Source organism: Pseudomonas sp. JV241A (assembly GCF_900275665.1).
GTDB lineage: Bacteria > Pseudomonadota > Gammaproteobacteria > Pseudomonadales > Pseudomonadaceae > Aquipseudomonas > Aquipseudomonas wadenswilerensis.
Genome location: NZ_OPYO01000021.1, coordinates 125,888 through 145,581, shown reverse-complemented (window position 1 = coordinate 145,581; position 19,694 = coordinate 125,888). Strand labels below are relative to the sequence as shown.

At 55.6% G+C, this 19,694-nt stretch carries 17 protein-coding genes and 1 tRNA gene; 10 read left to right on the top strand and 8 right to left on the bottom strand.

From position 1 onward, the window contains the following. The first annotated feature begins 31 nt into the window (after window positions 1-31). The 8 genes from JV241A_RS13490 (at window position 32) to JV241A_RS13455 (ending at window position 10,617) form a co-directional block, all read left to right on the top strand. Window positions 32-108, top strand: a tRNA-Pro gene (locus JV241A_RS13490). Between the two features lie 638 nt (window positions 109-746). Then, window positions 747-2,666 carry a class I SAM-dependent DNA methyltransferase gene (locus tag JV241A_RS13485; RefSeq protein ID WP_134063028.1) on the top strand — a complete coding sequence of 640 codons (1,920 nt, stop codon included), beginning with the start codon at window positions 747-749 and terminating at the stop codon, window positions 2,664-2,666. Continuing rightward, a complete protein-coding gene (locus JV241A_RS13480) occupies window positions 2,663-3,991 on the top strand; it encodes a restriction endonuclease subunit S (RefSeq protein ID WP_134063026.1) in 1,329 nt (442 codons plus the stop codon). Before JV241A_RS13485 ends, JV241A_RS13480 begins: the two co-directional genes overlap by 4 nt. Next, entirely contained in the window at window positions 3,988-4,923 is a 936-nt protein-coding gene (locus JV241A_RS13475; RefSeq protein ID WP_134063024.1) for a GIY-YIG nuclease family protein, read from the top strand. The genes JV241A_RS13480 and JV241A_RS13475 overlap by 4 nt, the downstream gene beginning before the upstream one ends. Window positions 4,924-4,974: 51 nt before the next feature. Further along, entirely contained in the window at window positions 4,975-8,163 is a 3,189-nt protein-coding gene (locus tag JV241A_RS13470; protein ID WP_134063088.1) for a DEAD/DEAH box helicase family protein, read from the top strand. Between the two features lie 279 nt (window positions 8,164-8,442). Next, a complete protein-coding gene (locus tag JV241A_RS13465) occupies window positions 8,443-8,655 on the top strand; it encodes a hypothetical protein (protein WP_134063022.1) in 213 nt (70 codons plus the stop codon). A 145-nt stretch (window positions 8,656-8,800) separates the two neighbouring features. Beyond that, the gene (locus JV241A_RS13460; protein ID WP_166675698.1) at window positions 8,801-9,208 is read left to right on the top strand and encodes a restriction endonuclease subunit S; all 408 of its coding nucleotides are present in this window, start codon (window positions 8,801-8,803) and stop codon (window positions 9,206-9,208) included. Window positions 9,209-9,213: 5 nt separating this feature from the next. Continuing rightward, window positions 9,214-10,617 (top strand): N-6 DNA methylase, encoded by a 1,404-nt coding sequence (locus JV241A_RS13455; protein ID WP_134063018.1) that lies wholly within the window; start codon window positions 9,214-9,216, stop codon window positions 10,615-10,617. A 201-nt stretch (window positions 10,618-10,818) separates the two neighbouring features. On the opposite strand, the gene JV241A_RS27650 is transcribed toward JV241A_RS13455, so the two are convergent. The 7 genes from JV241A_RS27650 to JV241A_RS13415 form a co-directional block, all read right to left on the bottom strand. Then, complete coding sequence (locus tag JV241A_RS27650) at window positions 10,819-11,094, bottom strand: hypothetical protein (protein ID WP_134063016.1); 276 nt, start codon at window positions 11,092-11,094, stop codon at window positions 10,819-10,821. After that, on the bottom strand, window positions 11,091-12,071 hold the full coding sequence (locus tag JV241A_RS13445) for an integrase domain-containing protein (protein WP_134063014.1): 981 nt from the start codon (window positions 12,069-12,071) through the stop codon (window positions 11,091-11,093). Before JV241A_RS13445 ends, JV241A_RS27650 begins: the two co-directional genes overlap by 4 nt. A 941-nt stretch (window positions 12,072-13,012) precedes the next feature. Then, a complete protein-coding gene (locus JV241A_RS13435; protein WP_134063012.1) occupies window positions 13,013-14,269 on the bottom strand; it encodes an integrase domain-containing protein in 1,257 nt (418 codons plus the stop codon). Between the two features lie 269 nt (window positions 14,270-14,538). Then, on the bottom strand, window positions 14,539-15,531 hold the full coding sequence (locus JV241A_RS13430) for a restriction endonuclease (RefSeq protein WP_134063010.1): 993 nt from the start codon (window positions 15,529-15,531) through the stop codon (window positions 14,539-14,541). A 98-nt stretch (window positions 15,532-15,629) separates the two neighbouring features. Further along, window positions 15,630-16,532, bottom strand: a complete 903-nt coding sequence (locus tag JV241A_RS13425) for an HNH endonuclease signature motif containing protein (protein WP_134063008.1) — start codon at window positions 16,530-16,532, stop codon at window positions 15,630-15,632. A gap of 207 nt (window positions 16,533-16,739) precedes the next feature. Continuing rightward, window positions 16,740-17,702, bottom strand: a complete 963-nt coding sequence (locus JV241A_RS13420; protein WP_134063006.1) for a bifunctional GNAT family N-acetyltransferase/nucleoside diphosphate kinase regulator — start codon at window positions 17,700-17,702, stop codon at window positions 16,740-16,742. Between the two features lie 26 nt (window positions 17,703-17,728). Further along, window positions 17,729-18,013, bottom strand: coding sequence for a hypothetical protein (locus tag JV241A_RS13415; protein WP_134063004.1), 285 nt, complete (start codon window positions 18,011-18,013; stop codon window positions 17,729-17,731). Between the two features lie 149 nt (window positions 18,014-18,162). On the opposite strand from JV241A_RS13415, the gene JV241A_RS13410 reads away from it, so the two are divergent. Together JV241A_RS13410 and JV241A_RS13405 are read left to right on the top strand one after the other, a co-directional pair. Next, window positions 18,163-18,390: a hypothetical protein gene (locus tag JV241A_RS13410; RefSeq protein ID WP_134063002.1), complete on the top strand. Its 228-nt coding sequence runs from the start codon at window positions 18,163-18,165 to the stop codon at window positions 18,388-18,390. An 81-nt stretch (window positions 18,391-18,471) separates the two neighbouring features. Then, window positions 18,472-18,753 (top strand): DUF3077 domain-containing protein, encoded by a 282-nt coding sequence (locus JV241A_RS13405; protein ID WP_134063000.1) that lies wholly within the window; start codon window positions 18,472-18,474, stop codon window positions 18,751-18,753. 66 nt (window positions 18,754-18,819) lie between these two features. On the opposite strand, the gene JV241A_RS13400 is transcribed toward JV241A_RS13405, so the two are convergent. Continuing rightward, window positions 18,820-19,560, bottom strand: coding sequence for a hypothetical protein (locus JV241A_RS13400; RefSeq protein WP_134062998.1), 741 nt, complete (start codon window positions 19,558-19,560; stop codon window positions 18,820-18,822). Between the last annotated feature and the right edge of the window lie 134 nt (window positions 19,561-19,694).

Here is a 19,694-nt window from a genome sequence, read left to right as displayed (position 1 = left end):
AGCAACCAGGGGAACATGCTTCAAGCCCAGTCGGGGCGTAGCGCAGCCCGGTAGCGCACTTGCATGGGGTGCAAGGGGTCGAGTGTTCGAATCACTCCGTCCCGACCATTATTTAGAACGACTAAGCCACCTTCGGGTGGCTTTGTTGTTTTTGGGGTAGGGCACTTTTGGTTGAATTGGCCTTGTTCAATATCCCGATCTTCTGCTCAGAATGGTTAGTGCTGGTCCTCGTGAAGCAGTGGCTCACATCGTATTTGTCGCCTCTATCTACTGGTAAGCCCGGCGTCTGAATTGTGGTTGCTGATGCTCCCGTTCTTGTGATTAACCTTAATGAAAGGTCTGAGGTGCTTGGTCATCAATGTGCCGGGGTGAGTTGAATTGTGTGCCCAGTTCATTGATTTTATGAAGTATTTTTTGTTTTAAAATGTACTTGGAATACCGTTTGGAATAACACAAGAATCGGGTAGAAGGCGCGGAAACGACAGTAGGTGCCGAGTTACGCTCCATTAACTCCCAATAGTAGCCTCCCGGTGAGTCGGTGAGCTTTTCAGATTTGGAGTACGCCTGTAAGCGTAAGCAAACGTGCCGTGAGCGTTTCCTGGCCGAGATGAATGAAATCAGCACCTTAGCCGTATGTCGATACTGGCTCGAAGCTATGCAACCGGTTAAGGTGTGGGATTGATCACATATACCTCACTGGGATGCGGCGAGCACGCCCTCCCTGCTTCTGTGTAAGGAACGTGCGCGTGAACCAGCAGACCCTGGCCCCTTTCATCTGGAATATCGCAGATCTGCTTCTGGGAGCCTTCAAGCCCTCCGAGTACGGCCGCATCATCCTGCCGTTCACCGTGCTGCGTCGTCTGGAATGTGTGCTCGAACCCACCCGCGGCAAGGTACGCAGTCAGTATGAAGCGATGAAGGCCAGTGGCGTTGACATGGACCTGATCTTGCCGACCACGGCAGGCGTAACCTTCTACAACGTCTCGCAGTTTTCCCTGGACAGCGTGGGCTCTACCAGCACCCGCGCCAACCTGGAAGACTACATCGCCAAGTTCTCCGCCAACGCCCGCCAGGTGTTCGAGCACTTCGCCTTTGACCGGTGGTTGGAGAAGCTGGAGAAAGCCAACCTGCTGTACCTGGTCACGCAGAAGTTTGCAGCAGTCGATTTGCACCCGGACAAGATTAGCAATCACGAAATGGGGCTCGTCTTCGAGCACCTGATCCGCAAGTTTGCCGAGTCATCCAACGATGATGCCGGGCAGTATTTTACTCCGCGCGATGTGGTGCGTCTGGCCACCACCCTGGTGTTTGCGCCGGATCATCAGGCACTCAACGGCGATGGTGTGGTGCGCACCGTCTACGACTGCGCCGCCGGCACGGGCGGCTTTCTGTCTTCGGCCATTGAGCAGGTCTACGAGTGGAACCCCAATGCCAGGCTGGTGCCCTACGCTCAGGAACTGAACCCGGAAACCTACGCCATCTCCGTGGCGGACAAGTTGATCCAGGGCTACGACACCCGTAACATCAAACTCGGTAACACCCTGTCCGACGATCATCTGTCGCATGAGCAGTTCGACTACTGCTTGGCTAACCCGCCGTTCGGTGTGAAGTGGGAGAACGTCCAGAAGCAGGTGCAGGCCGAGCACAGCCAGCAAGGCTTCGCCGGCCGTTTTGGCGCAGGCCTGCCACGCGTGGGTGATGGTTCGCTGCTGTTCCTCATGCACCTGCTGTCCAAGCGCAAGCCGCTTGAGTTGGGCGGCAGCCGCATCGGCATCGTGCTGTCCGGTTCGCCGCTGTTCAACGGGGGGGCTGGTTCGGGCGAATCGGAGATTCGCCGCTGGATTCTGGAGAACGACTGGCTGGAGGCAATCATCGCCCTGCCAAACGACCTGTTCTACAACACCGGCATCGGTACTTATGTATGGGTGTTGTCCAACCACAAAGACGCGCTGCGCAAGGGCAAGGTGCAACTGATCGATGCTACCGCCATGCATGCGTCGATGCGCAAGAGCCTGGGCAGCAAGCGCAAATACCTCTCGGACGAGCAGATTGCCGATATCGCCAAGCTGCACGAGGGCTTAGAGGACGGCTCGAACTCCAAGATCTTCGCCAACACCGACTTTGGCTACCGCCGCATCACCGTCGAGCGCCCGCTGCGCCTGCGCTTCTCGGCCACCCCGGACAAGCTCGTCACCTATCAGAACACCAAGGGCGCCGATCAGATTGAGGCCTTTGCCGGCTTACAGGGCGAATTCGACAGCCTGGCGACCTTTCTCCAGGCGGCCGGTATCAAGAAGCTCGGCAGGGGCGCGTTGAAAGCTGCACTGGCCTGCTTCGGTGAGCGCGACGCCAATGCTCAGCCGGTTCTGGACGACAAGGGCAACCTGATGGCCGACTCCGACCTGCGCGAGTTTGAAAACGTACCGCTCAGCCAGAGCATCGCCGACTACTTCGCTCGCGAAGTGCTGCCCCATGTGCCGGATGCCTGGATCGATACCGGCAAGACGGATGCGAAGGACGGTCAGGTCGGCATCGTCGGTTATGAGATCAACTTCAATCGTTACTTCTACGTCTACCAGCCGCCGCGCTCGCTGGCTGAGATTGATGCTGACCTCAAGGCCGTGGAAGTTGAGATTGCTGCGCTGCTGGGAGTGGTAACGGCATGAGCCAATACAAGCCCTATGCGGCCTATAAGGACTCCGGGGTTGAGTGGTTGGGGCGGGTGCCGGAGCATTGGGTCACGAAGAAGCTCCTTTATTGGATTTCAGGCTACGGGAGTGGTACTACGCCCTCGAGCGAGGATGAGTACTCCACTGACGGAATCCCTTGGGTTACAACGGGAGAGCTCAGAGAGAACACCGTGTTTATTACCGAGAAGCGCGTCACTCATGATTCGCTCAAAAGTAATTCGGCATTGAAGCTCCATCCAGCAGGATCTCTGGTGATCGCCATGTATGGCGCGACAGTTGGACGGCTTGGCGTACTCGGGATTGAGGCTACTTTGAATCAGGCGTGCTTCGCCATTCACCCTAGTGAGAGGGTGCTGATTTCCTTCCTGCGTTATTGGTTCGAGGGATTTCGGACTGAGCTTGTAGGTCTGGCTACTGGAGCAGGCCAGCCAAACATAAGCGGCGATAAAATCCGCAACCTGTTACTTCCTTGCCCCCAGGAGCTATCGGAGCAAGAGGCAATAATTACTCACCTCGACCGCGAAACCGCCCGCATCGATACGCTGATTGGAAAGAAAACCCGCTTCGTCGAACTACTGCGCGAAAAGCGCTATGCGCTGATCACCCATGCCATCACCAAAGGCCTAAACCCCAGAGTTAAGATGAAAGATTCCGGCGTGGAGTGGCTGGGGGAAGTGCCGGACCATTGGTGCGTCAAGCAGCTCAAGCACGTTGTAGATCCGAACTCGTCGATCACCTACGGAATCGTTCAAGCAGGCCCCGAGTTTGAAGGCGGAGTACCGTATATCCGTACGAGTGATATGAGTAGCGATGAGCTTCCAGTAAATGGTTATCCCCTTACCTCCCCTGAAATCGATAAGTCTTATGCTCGGTCAAGGGTAAGACCAGGCGACATTGTCATGTCGATACGGGCGTCAGTCGGCAAGTGCTTACCTGTCCCGGACGAACTGAGCATCGCCAATCTCACACAGGGCACAGCAAAGGTCTCGCCAGGGCAAAAAATTACGCGAGAATTTTTGTTGGCTTTTTTGAACTCAGGTGCAGCCCAGGTGTACTTTGATTTGATGGCGAAGGGGGCGACGTTCAAGGAAATTACGCTGGATGCACTCCGGCGAACGCCGGTGTTACTGCCACCTAGAGATGAGCAGGTTGAAATTGACCGCTTTATTGCTCTGCATGTCGGGCGGCTAGACCGCCTTATCCGGTTATCAGAGCGCAGCGTTGTAATGCTAAAAGAGCGTCGCTCCGCTCTGATCACCGCCGCCGTCACTGGCCAGATCGACCTACGGGAGGCGGTGTGAATCAGGGCCGTAGTCTGCGTCTGTTTCTGGTGGATGGTACGCCCAACGGCCTGCTCACTGCCGAGATCATGAATTGGACCGGCCATGTGCTAACCGGCCCGCGTTCTAAGTTGGCCGAACTGGTGCAGCGCCCTGAGTGCGCACGCACCGGGGTGTACTTCCTGGTCGGCCCTGACCCAGACGATAATCTGCGCACCCGTGTATATATCGGCGAATCCGATGATGTGGCTCAGCGCCTCAAACAGCACAATCGCCTTGAAGAGCAGGGTGGTAAGGATTTTTGGGAGCGAGTGTGCCTGATCACCAGCAAAGATCTAAACCTCACCAAAGCCCATGTGAAATATCTGGAAAGCAAGCTGATCGGCGTAGCGATTAGCGCTGGTCGTTGCATGTTGGCAAATGGCACCGCTCACGAATATGTGGGGCTGCCGGAGTCCGACCGAGCTGACATGGCTTTTTTCCTCGAACAGATCCGCACCGTATTGCCGGTCCTGGGTTTCGATTTCCTGCGCGAGCTGATCAAGCCTTCGTCGCCAGTAGTGGAATCAGACGGTCTAGCTATTCAACACTCGCCGCGCTTCCGTCGTGCGGTTCCGAAGGAAGGCGGTGTGGCTTATGCGCAGGAAATTGACGGGGAGTTCTTCGTGCTCAAAGGCTCGCAGGCGCGAGCTCAGTGGAGCGGTGTATCGGGTGGCTACGAGTCGTTGTTCAAGCAATTGGTGTTAGAAGGTGTTTTAACTCCTGACGGCCCCAACCACATGCAGTTTGCCGATGATTACGCTTTCAGAAGTCCGAGTGCAGCGGCTGCTGTTGTGTCTGGGCGCTCTTCCAATGGCAGAAAAGCCTGGGTCGTAGATGGCACTGGCCAGACTTATGCCGAGTGGCAGAATCAACAACTGGTCGGCCTCGCTCCCGGTACTGATAACAAATAAGCCCGTCCGGGTCCTTTGCAGTCGGCAGAAGACAGGGAAGAGAAGAGAACCATGAACCAAATCCACCACGAATGCGAACTGGAACGCCATATCGTCGAGCAACTTGAAGCTGCCGGCTGGCTGGTGGGTAAGTCTGCAGACTATGACCAAGGGCGGGCGCTAGTCCCTGAAGATGTGCTGGGTTGGCTAGGAGAAAGTCAGCCGCAGGCTATGGCTAAGATTGTCGCAATGAATGATGTAGGCACGCGCGACTTGGTGCTGGACCGACTGGTCAAGCAGCTGGAGAACAGGGTAGAAGGCGGCACCGTAAATGTGCTGCGCTACGGCTTTGCCGTGGCCGGCGGCGGAACTCTAGCCATGAGCCAGTCTCTGCCTGAAGATGAGCGCAACGACACGGTGACCACTCGCTATGCGGCGAACCGTCTGCGCGTAGTGCCGCAACTGCGTTATTCGTTGCACAAGGCTGACGAAATCGATCTGGCCTTCTTTATCAACGGTATCCCGGTGGCCACGGTGGAGTTGAAGACCGACTTCACCCAGTCAGTCCAGGCCGCCATGCAGCAGTACTGCATGGACCGCCGTCCTGAGCGCAAGAGCGGTGGCCTAGAGCCGCTGCTCACCTTCAAGCGTGGCGCGGTGGTGCATTTCGCCATGAGCGATAGCGACATACGCATGACCACCAAGCTGGCTGGAGATTCGACCTTCTTCCTGCCGTTCAACCGGGGCAACGATGGCGCTGCCGGCAACCCGCCGGGTGAAAACGGTAGTTACCCGGTAAGCTACTTCTGGGAGCGGGTGCTGCAGAAGGACAACTGGCTGCACATCTTCCACCGCTTCGTGCTGCAGGAGCGTAAGGAAGCCCAGGATGTCAACGGCAAAACCTACTTCAAGGAAGGCCTAATCTTCCCGCGCTTCCATCAGTGGGAAGGTGTGACGAGGATGATCGACGCGGTGCGGGTAGAAGGGGCAGGGCAACCGTATCTGATCCAGCACAGCGCCGGCTCGGGCAAGACCAATACCATCGCCTGGACCGCGCATTCGCTGATTCGTGTGCGCCGTTCGGACGGTGAGCCGTATTTCCACAGTGTGATTGTGGTGACCGACCGCCAGGTGCTTGACCAGCAGTTGCAGGATGCCATCCAACAGATCGAGCACCAGGCCGGCGTGGTGTGCGCTATCGAACGCCAACAGTCGAGCCTGCCCAAGAGCCAGCAGTTGGCCAAGGCCATGCTCGATGGTGTGCCGATTATCGTCTGTACCCTACAGACGTTTCCCTATGCGCAGAAGGCCATCCTCGGCGAGCAGAGCCTGCGAAATCGCCGTTTCGCCATCATCATCGACGAGGCGCACAGCTCCACCGGGGGCAGCACGGCAGATGACCTGCGCTATGTACTGACCGGGCAGAGTGAGGCGGAGTGGGAGAAACTCTCCAAGACGGAGCGGTTGTCCGTGTGGCAGAGCTCGCGCTCGCGCCCAGGCAATGCCAGCTACTTCGCCTTCACCGCCACGCCCAAGCATTCGACGCTGAGCCTGTTCGGTCGCCCGCGCAATCCGGCGCGGCCCGTCAGCACCGACAACCCGCCGGCACCGTTCCACCTCTACACCATGCAGCAGGCGATCGACGAAGGCTTCATCCTCGATGTGCTGAAGAACTACACCAGCTACGAGGTGGCGTTCAAAATTGGCAGCGAGATGGTCGATGACAAGCGCGTGGACGAGAAGAGCGCCGGGCGCAAACTGGCCAAGTGGCTATCGCTCAACCCGGTGAATGTGGGACAGAAGGTCGAGCTGATCGTCGAGCACTTCCGCAAGAACGTCGCGCACCTGCTCGGTGGCCAGGCCAAGGCCATGGTTGTGACCAGCTCGCGTGCTGCGGCGGTGAAGTACCACCTGGCGCTGGAGGACTACTGCAAGCGCAAGGGCTATGACAACGTGCTGGCGATGGTGGCCTTCTCAGGTGAAGTGCCTAATACGGATGTGGAAGCGGCCAGCCTGCCCAAGGATCACCAATTCAGTGAAACCAACCTGAACCCCGGCCTGCATGGCCGCGATATGCGCAAGGTGTTCGACACTCCGGACTACCGGGTGATGATCGTCGCCAACAAGTACCAGACCGGCTTCGACCAGCCCAAGCTGGTTGCCATGTACCTGGACAAAAAAATATCCGGTGTGGAGGCCGTGCAGACCCTCTCGCGTCTGAACCGTACCTTCCCCGGAAAAGACAAGACGTTCGTCATCGACTTCGCTAACAAGGCCGACGAGATACTGGCGTCATTCAAGACTTTCTATCGTGATGCCCAGGTGGCGGATATCCAGGATCCGAACATCGTCTATGACATCAAGCAGCGCTTGGATGGCATGTTCATCTATGAGCAGGCTGAGGTTGAGGCTTTCGGTGATGCTATCGTCGATCCGAAAGTGACGCACCAGAAGCTGTTCTCGCTTACTCAGTCAGCCACTGACCGCTTCAACGGAAAGTTGAAGACGCTCAACGATGCCATCGACCAATGGGAGAAAGCCTGGGAGAAGGCCCATGACGAGGGCAGCGGCAAAGACATGGAATACGCCGATGTGCGGCGTTCGGAGTATTGCAAGGCACGCGACGAACTGATGATCTTCAGTGAGAGCCTGACCAAGTTCGTGCGCAGCTACGAGTACATCGCCCAGTTGATCGATTTCGGCGACCCAAGCCTGGAGGCTTTTGCCAGCTATGCGCGCCTGCTGCGTAAACGGCTCAAGGGCATCACTGCCGAGCAGGTGGATCTGGGGGACCTCAAACTCAGCCACTACAAGATCAAAAAGGGCAGTAACCTCAGTGGTGTCGCCGTCCTGGGTGAAACACCTGGCCTCTATGGTATGACCGATAACGGCCTGCGCGACGCCCGCGACCGCGAGAAAAAATACCTCGCCGAGCTGATTGAGAAGCTCAACAACTCCTTCGGCAAGGACATTACCGACACTGACCAGGTGGCCTTCGCGGTGCACGTATCCGAGAAGCTGCGCGCTGACAGCGTGGTAATGGCCCAAGTGCAGAACAACACGATGGAACAGACCATGAAGGCGGACCTGCCTTCAAAAGCCATCTCTGCCATCGCTGCCGCCATGAGCAGCCACACTAGTATGGCGACCAAGCTGCTCAGCGATGAGTCGACGCGCGAGGTGTTTCTGACGGTGGTATACGAGCTGTTGAAGAAAGATCCTGGGGCAGAGCTCTTTGACCTAGCGAGGCCGACTAAGTAGAGATCGGCTAGCCCTCAACCCTGAGGGGGCAAGCGGCTTTGAAAGCTATTTGCTGTCAAATCGCTGGACGCCCCTCTGGGTTAGGTAGGGTGCATTCCATCTCGTAAGGCTTGTCTCTTCAAGCTGACCTTTTCGTGTAAAAAATGCAGAATGCGACAATACTGCATTGACGTCCCGTGTCCATTCCCTTAGCATGGTCTCCAAGCCGGCTGCAGTATGATCGCATTCTGCGCTCGCGACGGATCGAATTGAATATTGGCAGACACGCAAGGAGATTGAATGAAACGAAAACGATTGAAATTAGCACCCCCGACGTATCTTTCCCTTGTGGTCTACCTTGCTCTCAGCCCCAATATCGAGGTCGGCTTCAATCGTTCGTGGCAGGTAAATGCTGATGGCAGTGAAACTAGAAGCCTGAAAGTAGATATAAAAAAATTTGAACATGGGAAGTTAATTAATGGTGGCGAAAAAAACACTCTCTCATATCGCTGATGTCTCATTAGGTCAGACTTTTCGGGAGCGAGCGGAGACAGACAGCCCCGAAAGTGGCATTAGGTTGATTCAGATAAAGGACGTCCGGGAGGGGGAGCTGAATGATATAACTTCCCTCCCTTATGCTGATATCGAGCCATCTAAATTGAAGATTAAACTCCTGGCCGGAGATTTGCTATTGCCGCTAAGAGGTACGCGAACTGAAGCCATGGTGTTTAGAGGGGGGGGCGGTAATGTCACCACAACAAACCAAGTCGCCATAATTCGCCCCAGGCAGGATGGAGAGGTAAGTTTGGAGTACCTCCATTGGTTTTTTAATTCAGCTGAGGGGAGTGTTTTGCTTGAATCCATACGAACCTCCGCAAGTATACCAAATATAAGTGTTAAGAATTTGCTTGAAATATCGGTGCCAGTTCCAAGCCTGAAAAAACAAAAGCAAATAGTTGAAATTTATCATAATTGGTGTGCGCAGAGGGCTACATTGCGTGAGTTGATTGTTAATGGAGAGAGTATGGTGGCAAGTGCTGCGCACGAAATGTTAGGTGGAGACTGATAAATATGGGTACTTCGTTTGCTGGTTTGAAAGCGTTTGTGCTGGAAAGTATTGAGCGTATGCGCCTGAGAGGGACGGATCTGGACGCGGCAAAGGTTTTATTGCTCTTTATGGTCTGCAAGAAAACGCTTGATCTACTCAAGGAGGAGCGGAGTGTCCAGGCGAGAGAGGGCTTGATTAAAGACTCAGATCTTGATGAGTTGTGCAATGTGGAGTCGTTGGCATCGGTTGTGGCGCACGTAGTTGAAAGAAATTCAAGTTCGTTTTTCTCAGACTCCATTCTAAGTATTTGGAGTGAAGTACAGCCTGTCTTCAGTTCTGATTTGTCGGAGAGGAGTGAGTTGGTTAGGCTCTGGGATGAGTTTAGGTGTTTTTCTTTTGATGAGTGTAATTGCGAAGATGGGTTGGCCTCATTTTTTGAGTGGTTCTTGGTAGAGTTGGCTGAGCGGAATTCTAATAAGGGAGGATATTTCTTTACTCCTGATGGAATAGTTAGTTTGATGGTCCAGCTTCTCGATCCTAAAAGTGGAGAAAAGCTATATGACCCGGTATGTGGCTCCGGAGAGTTTTTGATAGGAGCTATCAATAAAGTTAAGGAGTCATCGGAAAGGAATTGGCTGTATGTTTTAGGTCGAGAAAGGTCTGCTGAGACAGCTTTTATAGCGATGGCAAATGCTTATGTCCACGGAATTAGTGTGGATAGTATAGAGGTTTGTGATGCGCTAGCCCGTATGGATTATGAAGAGAAGATTTACGGAAAGTTTGATTTGGCTTTTGCAAATCCGCCTTTTTCGCTTCGTCATTGGGATGGCGAAAGATCCGTTGACTTTCTGCGCTATGGGTTGCCTCCTCAAGCTAATGCGGATTTTGCATTTATCCAGAATGTCCTTTTCAGTTTGAATGAGAATGGTCGAGCAGCAATGGTTGTGCCTATGGGGGTTTTATTCAGAGGGGGAGTAGAGAGGGAGATCAGAAGGAAGATGCTGTTAGAGAATAATGTGGATGCCATTATTTCAATTCCTCCAATGTCATTTTATGGTACTGCCGTACCGGCGAATATCTTGATAATGAGGAAATCTTCGGTATCTAGAGATGTGCTTTTTATTGATGGGTCAAGTTACTTTTCGAGAAGTCAACGCCTGAATCGTTTGGGGGGAGACGCGATAGATAAAATTGTAAGCTTGTATGCAGAGCGAAAAGCTGTTGATGGTGTTGCTTGTTGTGTTTCTGTTAAGGATTTGGAAGAGAACGACTGGAATTTGACGGTTTCCAGATATGTTTCCCCTCCTGTCATAGTGGGAGTGGAGTCTGTGGCTACACTATTGGAGCGACAAGAAAAATTGCAGTTCGAGCTAAGCGTATTACAGCAGGAGATGAGATTGTTGTTGAGTGGAGACAATACTGATTAGATTAAAGCGTGGGTTTGTTGCTTGCAGCGCGGGGGTTGAACCGGGGAGTATTTTACTGATCCGACGTTTGCCGTGGGTTTGAAGTGGCAACTTCAAACTTTGATTTCAGGTAGTAATCTGGAGAGAGTAATTGCGGATCTGTCGCGGTGTGCTTGCCTGGCCGATTCTGGCAGCCGCTCGCAGAGGAGGCCCTATCTCTTTTCAAAGATCGAAAACCCATGACGTATCCAGGCGTCGGGTGATCAGTCGAACAGTGAGCAGATAGTAATATCGTGTGCCCTCACCGCGATGTTTCAGGCTATGTTTGAGAAACCAAGCTAGATGCTTCCGTTTCCATCTCCAAGGCGACTCGCATTGCCATCGCTGTACGATTGCAGCCTGGATAATCTTCGCTTGGCGCAAGTGTCGCTGCCGCGTCGCGTGAGACCCAGTCAGCGCGGCAGCCAAGAACACCTCCATATCAAATGCCTTGGTCATATCCGTCTCCCGATGTAGGCAGCGACTACCTCAATCCGGCCATGCCCTAGCTCATAGCTGATCTGTATGCGAGCCTCACGGTCGAGGCGCGGATCGATGGCATAGCAATGACCACCGTTAATCGGTGCAGGATGTTGGGTAATCTGCTCGTAGCGCTCACAGGCATAAGCCGCGCGCAACTCATGAAACCCTTTCAGGGCGTTTTTATGCAGGACGTCCCGCGATGCCCCGGCTACTCGTTGCAATACGTTCGCATAGCTTTCGCTTGGCGCGACCATGTTACGGCTACCCTTCGGCGACACCTTTGCCGCAAACCTCAGTGCATCCCGAATATGTTCATCCACCGCAATCCAGCGTGGCGCCGAAGCACCACCTCGGCGGCCTTTCGTGCCCTCCTGGATATTGATCTTGCCGAGCCTGTCAGCCTCACGGATCAATCTGGGCAAATCAGCCAATATCGTCTCGCGCAACCGCATCCCAGTGGCACGTGCCATCTGAATCATCGCCGCCGCGCGTAGCTGTTCACGATCACAAAGCACATCGACAATCTGCTGCACCTGCGCGCGATCCTGTCCTTGCGGCAACGACTGGCGAACCCTGGTGCGCTGCATACCCAACGCCGTGCTCGAACTTGACAACTTCACGTACTGATCACCGCGAAGCGCCGCCATGGTCCTGTTAACGCTGGATAGCCGGTTTTGTGCGGTGCTGACGGCGAGGTCACCGCGCCCAACCACTTCGCGCAGATACGCCGCATAGTCGGCCAACACCTTCCGATCAATCTGCCGCGCATCGTTGATCCCGGGCCCCTGTTCGGAGCGGCACCACTTCACGAATGCTAGCCACCGATCACAGTGCGCCTTGACCGTGCCGTAGTGGCCACCGCCGAACATGTCTTTCAACGCCTGCGGCCCTGCATAGCTCAGTTGCCTGCCGTAGCCGAAATTGCGGCCACTGCGTCTACCCACCAATGCCATGTCGGTCACCTCATCTTCCGATCTCCGATCCTTGCCCCACGTCATCCCGCCAAGAATGTTGAGTGTTATCAGGGATCAAGGCCCCTGCGACCTGTGGGGAATGTCCACTACGCGGGACTGGCGGCTCCTTACGTCCGGGAGCAAGGGCATCTCATGATCTGGCCTCCTGTACACCGTTGCCGGTGGGCGGGTGGAGGCAGCACTGGCTGACGAGACCTGCGCCTAAAGATCCTGAGCCATGTGCAAGCAGCAATGCGATGACCGGGGCATACCTGACTGTCAGTCAGGTGCAGTCCATTCCCTGGTCTGCGGCACCATCATCTACAGCGCTGTTGCTGGTGACATCGGCATTTGTCACGCCGATTGTCACGAGGGGGAATGCCGCAAAGCCTTGTGCGATCAGGGCTGCAGCAGTGGTAGAAGTGCCCGTCTCTTTCCACAGAAAGAGACGGGCACAGGTTGGCGCAATATTCGGCCAAGCGGATAGGTTGCTGCAGGGCAGCGAGGTACGGTGTATCTGGCGCACGAGCGCTATATGTGTAAGAGCATCCATCACATGGGTAGTGACCGTACGAGCTGCCGGATGCGAATCGTACTTGGGCTGAGCCACCGCGGGAGCGGCGTGACCTTTAAGGCTCGGGTCACCTGGGGTGCTGTCATCGACAGCCTTTGCACGGCCAGTTCTACGCCTGTGGATAAACCCGGTCAAGGGCCGAAATTAAGCGCCCTTGAGGACGTGAAAAGCGGTTATCCATCGGTGGAATTACTTGGTAAATCCCGGACAACGTCGTGGCTTTTAGCTCTTCAAAATGAGGTCCATCCAAACAGGGCGGCTTTGCAGCCCTGTTTGGATGGACCCGCGCTGAGAAGCAGATAAGCGAGGCTGCTTGCCCCGAATCTTGGACGTTCAGTTGTTTCCGCAATTCTTGCGCCGTACAGAGCTAGCGGATCGGTACCACGTTCTTGTCTCTGACTTGACCGTATGCTGAGGCAAGCAGGCTGCCGGTGGCGGCTTTCTGGATGTACTCACTCCACCAGGCCATCATCGGCCGCCGTCGCTCGATGTAGTCGGCTCGGTTGTAGGCACTGCGCACCTCATCCTTGTCGACATGCGCCAGTGCGACCTCAATGAGTTCGGGGTCCCACCCATGTTCATTCAAGATGGTGCTGGCCATCGAGCGCATGCCGTGGCTGACCAACCGGTCCTGGAACCCCATACGTTTCAACGCCATGTTGGCGGTCTGGCTATTGGCATGGGTGCGCGGATTTCTGTCTGCCGGGAAGACGTATTCGCGATGGCCGCTGTGAGGCTTGAGTGACTCCAACAGGGCGACAGCGTGATCACTCAACGGGATGCTATGCGGACGGCGCTTCTTCATTCGCTCCGGTGGGATAGTCCAGACACGCCTTTCAAAGTCGATGTCCGCCCAGCGAGTAGTCGCCGCCTCGGCGGGGCGAGTCATTGTGTGCAACTGCCATTCGATCAGGCAGCGGGTGGTGCGTTTGATGCTGGCGTTCGCGATCTCCAGCATGAGCTCGGGGAGCTCTTCGGGTGGAAGCGCAGCCATGTTCTCTTTCTTGGGTTTCTTGAAAACCGCCCTGATCCCGCTGAGCGGGTTGGCGAAGATCAGACCGGAATTTACACCGTAGGTCATGATCTCGTTTAGCCGCTGGCTAAGCCGTTTGACCGTCTCCAGGCTGCCTTTCGCTTCTATTGGTCGAAGCAATGCGATCACCATCGGCGCTGTGATCTTCGCAAGTGGTGTCGTCTTCAAATCGGGGAATACGTGCAGTGTGAGGGACCGCCAAATGTCCTCGGCGTAGGCTGGGGTGACCGAGTCTTTCTTGAGCTCGAACCAGGCGGTGGCCACGTTCTCGAAGGTGTGTTCCGTTTCTGCGCGCTTGGCTTCATTCAACGTATTGCGCTGCACCTTTGGATCGATGCCCTGAGCGAGCAGCTCGCGAGCTTCGACTGCCTTCTTTCGTGCGTTCGCCAGTGACAGTTCGGGATAGGTCCCGAAGCCGATGTTGATGCGCTTTTTGGTCACCGGTTCGCGGTAGTTGAAATTCCACAGCAACGAGCCGTTGCTGCGTACGCGGAGCTGCAAACCGTCACCGTCCGTGAGGACATAATCCTTGGACGCGGGTTTGACTCCCTTGAGCTGTCGATCGGAGAGGCGGAGGTTTTGAGCAGGCATGAGATTGTCCTCAAGCACTGATTCGGTATTCCAAAGATTAGCACCGGGTGAGCTGGAATACCGTCTGGAATACCTGAATGGCTGGAACTCAAAAACTCTTCAAAGACCGCAAAAGCGCTGGAAGCCGCGTATTTACTGGATCGCAGGCACAAAAAAAGACGTCCATGGACGTCTTTGATTGATCATTTGGTGGAGCCGGGGGGATTTGAACCCCCGTCTTCAGCTAACTACTATACGAGAGCCCAAGCAAACCACTCCCCGCACAGACCCTAAGCAGGCCAATAAAGCCTCTTCAAAGGAACAATCCTCTTGGTCTCAGCATCCGTAGCATCGTAGTGCTCGATCAACGCTCTAACCACATGATCCAGCGTCCACAGCGATAGAGGAATCGAAGCACGATCCGCTTCGTAAAGTGCGTCCTTACTGAAACCACCTGTACTGACGTACAAGCCTCGATCGTCTTTATGTCGGCCACCGAGGAAGCTACGGATATCCTGACTACCCATCTGTCCCTTGCGGTGTTTCACCTCAACAACGATGCGCGGGTTCTCAAACCCAAATCCGTCTGGGGAAGCAACAATGTCTTTCCCACGGTCTGAACCCGGTGGTGAAACCTGAGTTTTGTAGCCCATCGCACGTAGAATCCCCGCAACCAGATGCTGCATTTCGTCCCAATCAATCTCGCTCACTCGGTCTTTGATTCGCTCGATGGCTTGAGATTCAATGTCAGCGAGTGGGTCGGCAATGGCTTCATCGGTGACGTCATCGGGCTCAGGGGCTGGGCCACCTTTTAACGCAGCCAAGACTTCTGAAACAGCTTGGGCTGGCACTTCGAAAACGGTCAGGGTAGAGCCCAAGCTGTTTTTGGTGGTTACACCCAGTTTCTCGCGTGACAGTTCTAGCGGTTGCCATCGTACTTTTCGAGCCAGCGCCATGCCTTGTTCTGCCCACTCAGGGTGGTGCTCTGCTACGCCCGTGAATGTGCCAACCAGGTAGAGGCGGTTTGCAGGAGAGTAGGTTATGACCCAATCACCACTCTGGATTTCGTTCACGAAACGCCAAACCTGAGATGCGCCTGAGACAATGGTGCCTTGTTTCATCTGAGGTTCAATTGACTGATACAAGGACATTAACTGTTTGCGGCCGACGCCTGGTTTGGCATGTGGCGCTAACTGGACCCATCCGATGGCCGCTACTTCTCTTTCGCGAAAAGCGTCGTACAAGCTTCCCCCTTCGCCGCGAACCATCCACATCCGTGTCATATCATTTGCCTTGTCAGTTGATTTTGATGCCGGGCCACTGGGGCCGTGCAGGTCAGTAGGTCTATAGCGCGGAGTTTACGCGATCTGGAAAACGCCCCCTACGCAAAACTAAATCGCTTGCGGTGCTTCTCAAGGTAGCGGCGATTGCCCTCACTCAAGGTAGGAATCGATGTGTACTGGTCCAGCCCTAGAATTTTGTGTTCCTCCGCTGCCAAATCGTCGCTGATCAGCAGTTGCCCATCCTCACCAAAAGAAATCAATCCACAGTCGAAGAGTCGATCAATGTGGGTGGCCAGCAGCAATCCGTTGTCTGTATCCAACCGGGCTTTGTTGTCGGCTAATGCCCAAGCCTGAATGTGCGAGGCGACGAGGAGGTTGGGATTTTTTAGTCCGGTCAACGCGCACTTTTTCTCCCAGCGTTTGAGCAGCCCTGTTCGAAACGCGCCCTGGCCAACTCGAGCCTTTACGAGCGCTTCTCGAGTCGTAACGGAAGGACTTTTTCCAGGCGATCCAGCATCTACGAGCTGGTCTTCGTAGTCAGCAACAACCTCGGCTTGCTCCAACAAATACAGCGCAGCATCGGCAGGCAACTGCGCCATGTAGATCTGATTCACACTGCCTTTGTTGTTGAACAACGATGGCTCCGTGCGGGCATCGAATTGCGCCTGGTAGGTGGGTGCAATGTCGTCGCTGCGCAAGAGGTGCTTGAGGTCGGTGAGGGTGATATCGACTCGGTGCCCTTGGTTGCTCCACTCGTTGAATGAGCGAGTTGGAGGGCGTTCGGCTTGGTAGGCATCGCGCTCGGCTTTGGCAATCGCGCGTAGGTAGTTGTCGTGGTAACAGAAGATCAAGTCTCCGGCTTTAACTTTACCGACGTTGTCCCAGTGGCGACGGGTTTGCACCTTGCCGGCCTGTGTACGCGAACTCAGTGGGGCCCAGAGAAAATTGCTGGCCCTGGCCTCCTTGTGCGTTGTACCTAGGTTCACCCAGAAAAATTGCATCTCGCGTCCTTACAGGTCTGGCATATCGCCAGCAACCATACCGCGAGATCCTACGAAAATGAAGGATTGGTCCTACTTGCTGTTACCAAATTGAGCGCAGGAAGGAGGTCCTCTGGCCAAGTCCTGACCTTGTCCACCATGTCTGCATCAGGCACGGAAATCGTTGGGGATCTTCGTGCCTGATGGAGCACTTAGCTAGAGGCGCAATTACAGGTGGAAATCGCCCGCAGCCTCCGGCTGGTAAAGCACTTTCCTGATCCCGATCCGGCGGGTCCGGTCAGAAACTCGCCAGTCGATGGCGTCCCCCTCCTGATAGCCCAGGATGGCGGCACCGATGTCGGAACACACGGAATACTTCCCGGCGCTGCTGTCCGCGTCTTCAGGGTAGACCAGGGCCACTTCGATCTCTTCGTCGTCCAGCTGCAGCAAGGCCCTGGAGTTCATCGTGACGACATTGCGCGCCACCTGCTGCGGCGTGACGACAATGGCGCGCTCAAGCTCATGTTCGAGCTCAACAACCGCCGGGCCTTGCTCGAGCGCGATCAGGCTCTCGAGCCTGGCCTTGTCGATTTCGGTGATGTAGATCTCAGTGGAGTCGGCCACGGCACCTTCGCGCAAGAACTGCAGATAGCGCGCCGCCGTCATGGAAAATGACTTTAATGTCGGCGTTTCGCTTTCAAGCAGAAAACCGCCGCGCACAAAGGCTTTCAGCGAGCGGGTGTTGTCGGGGTGGATCTTGGCGATGAGCTTCTCGGCGCGCATGTCGAGGAAGGCCAGTTTCATGCCTTCGCGGATTGTGCGCGCCCCAAGGTTTCGGCCCCATTTGTCGCTGTCTCCAATGACCAGGACGATCTCGCAATTGGAGCCGGTCTTGATCAGGCGGACAAAGCCCACCGGGGCATCATGCCGGTCGTAGGCCATGAAGAATCGGCCGCCCCGGTTGAATAGATGGGTCAGGATCGGCAATTGAGTTCGATCGATAACTTGCTCGATGGAGCGGGAGACATGACGCGAATCGCTCAAGTAGCAGGTAACGCGCTCATCTTCCAACCAATCCATGAGCGTCAGTGCGTGTGCCCGAGTAATTTCCGGGCACAGCGAAATGAAAGGCTTGTTCATCTTCACCACAGTTATTTGGAAAGAATGAAAGCCCTTCATGGCTATGGCCATGACGGTTCTTTCGGCAACCGGCCATTTTATGGCAAAACGCTAGTGAATGGCGAACAGCCTGCGCACTCTGGCAGGCTTTTGCCGTTCTTTTCGATGACCTTGCCGATGAAAATCCGCCCCAGCCCCAGTACCGGCGGATTTACAATCCGCAGCATCAAAATCTTCAGAATTTCCTGATTCCCTGTAGTCCGTTTCCCAATCATACTCCCACCGCCTTCAAGCCATTGCAGTGGTTCCTTCAGCGCTCTAGTCTCCGCCAGTCGTTGCCAATTCAACGACCGGTTTTGACAGACCGCAACAAATGAAACCATCTGTGCACCTGCGTAATGGCGGCTGTGCGTGGGGCACCTTCGTGTGCGCCGGGTTTCTTCGTTTACCGGTCTGTCAACCCGCGTACAGCTGCCACCTCTTTGTTTGACAGCTTGGGTGTGGCGGCTCCATCTAAACGGAGCAATACCTGATGCTAAAAATCGTCCCCGACCCACCTCATCACCCCAACCATTCCCTCGAAGACCTCTTGGTCCAGACCTCCGAATACCTGGTCTGCGCCCTGACCATCGCCCAGCAAACTGTCCTACTCCATCCCAGACCTCCCGACCAGGTCCTCACCTTGGCGACCATGCATGAAATCGAACACGCCCGTGCTCTGGTCGAAGTCGCCTTGAGCAAGGTGCAGTTACGCCACTGAGTGGCCAATAAGCAGACGCCCGCGTTGCTGACGAAATCCCTTAGCAACGCGGGCTAGCGATTTCAGCAGGAGGACCTGTCAATGGATGAGGATTTGAAGGCAGCCAGCACCTTCAAGACCGCTGGCATCGCCGCCTTCGGCGAAGGCGAAAGCGGGCATTCCACACAAAGGCTGTTCCGCGTCGAACCCGGTCACAGTGCAGCGTTCGCTCTGGAGCAATCGGCAGTGCTGATGGGCTGCGTGCATCGGCTGACCTTGCAAGCCGGGATCGAGCATGACGCGGCGTTGGTCTGGGCGGCGCATTACCTCAGCGGCATGGCCAAGGCGCTGGTGGAGGATGTGGCGCAGGGACTGCGCGGGTAAGGCGTTTTGTGCTGGACGGTAGGAAAGCGCCCCACGCAGGCGAAGGCCGGCGTGGGGCGTTGTTGCTTACTTGATGTCGACTTCGTTGAATTTCACCACGCTTTCTTCACCACGGCCTACGCGCACTTTGAGTTTGAGCGCCGGTGCCTGTTGCAGGTCGCCGCGGCCTTGTTCGAAGGCCAGGGTCACGCGGGTGGGTACGCCACGTACCAGGGGGAAGGCGTCGCGGTAGGTGAATTTGGATGAGCCGACCTGCATCTTGTCGATGCTCAGGGCGCCACCGCTTTCTTCGAACAGGGTGGTTTGCGATTCGAAGCGGAACTCGCTGTCCAGCCGGGTGTTGGTCAGCTCGAAGGCGCAGTTGGGCTGGCGACCGATTTTTTCGCAGCCCAACAGTTCGATGCGCACGCCATCGATCACTTCCAGGCGTTTGCCCAGCAGGTTGGCACCGCCGTTTTCGATGAACTTCTGTTGATCACGGGCGAAGTCGAAGCTGGGCTTGGCGTATTCCCCGCCCAGGGCGAAGAAGATGACTGCCAGGCCTGCAGCCAGGATCACCAGCATCGCGCCGTTGAGCATCTGCGGCAGGCGGTTGGCGCACCAGCCGAGAAAAATCACGCACAAGAATACGAAGGCGCTCATGAACAGGATGAGGTTTTTCCAGTTCAAAAAGCTCAGGCCGAACACGGTCGGGTCGGGGAACACGTAGGTGATCAGGCCCCACATGGTGGCCAGCAAGGCGCTGATGCCACCCATGATGCGGGTAATCAGGCCAGAGATCTTCTTGGGTGGGAGGGCAGCTTCCATTCTTGAACCTTAGGTGCGGTAGTCGACAGTTGGGTAAGCCCGGTCGAGGGTGTGCAGGCATGGGCGCCGGGTGCAGCGTGGGCTCGGCGGCCATGCGTCGCGGTCATCCCTGAGCAGCGAGCGAAGGGGGAGTG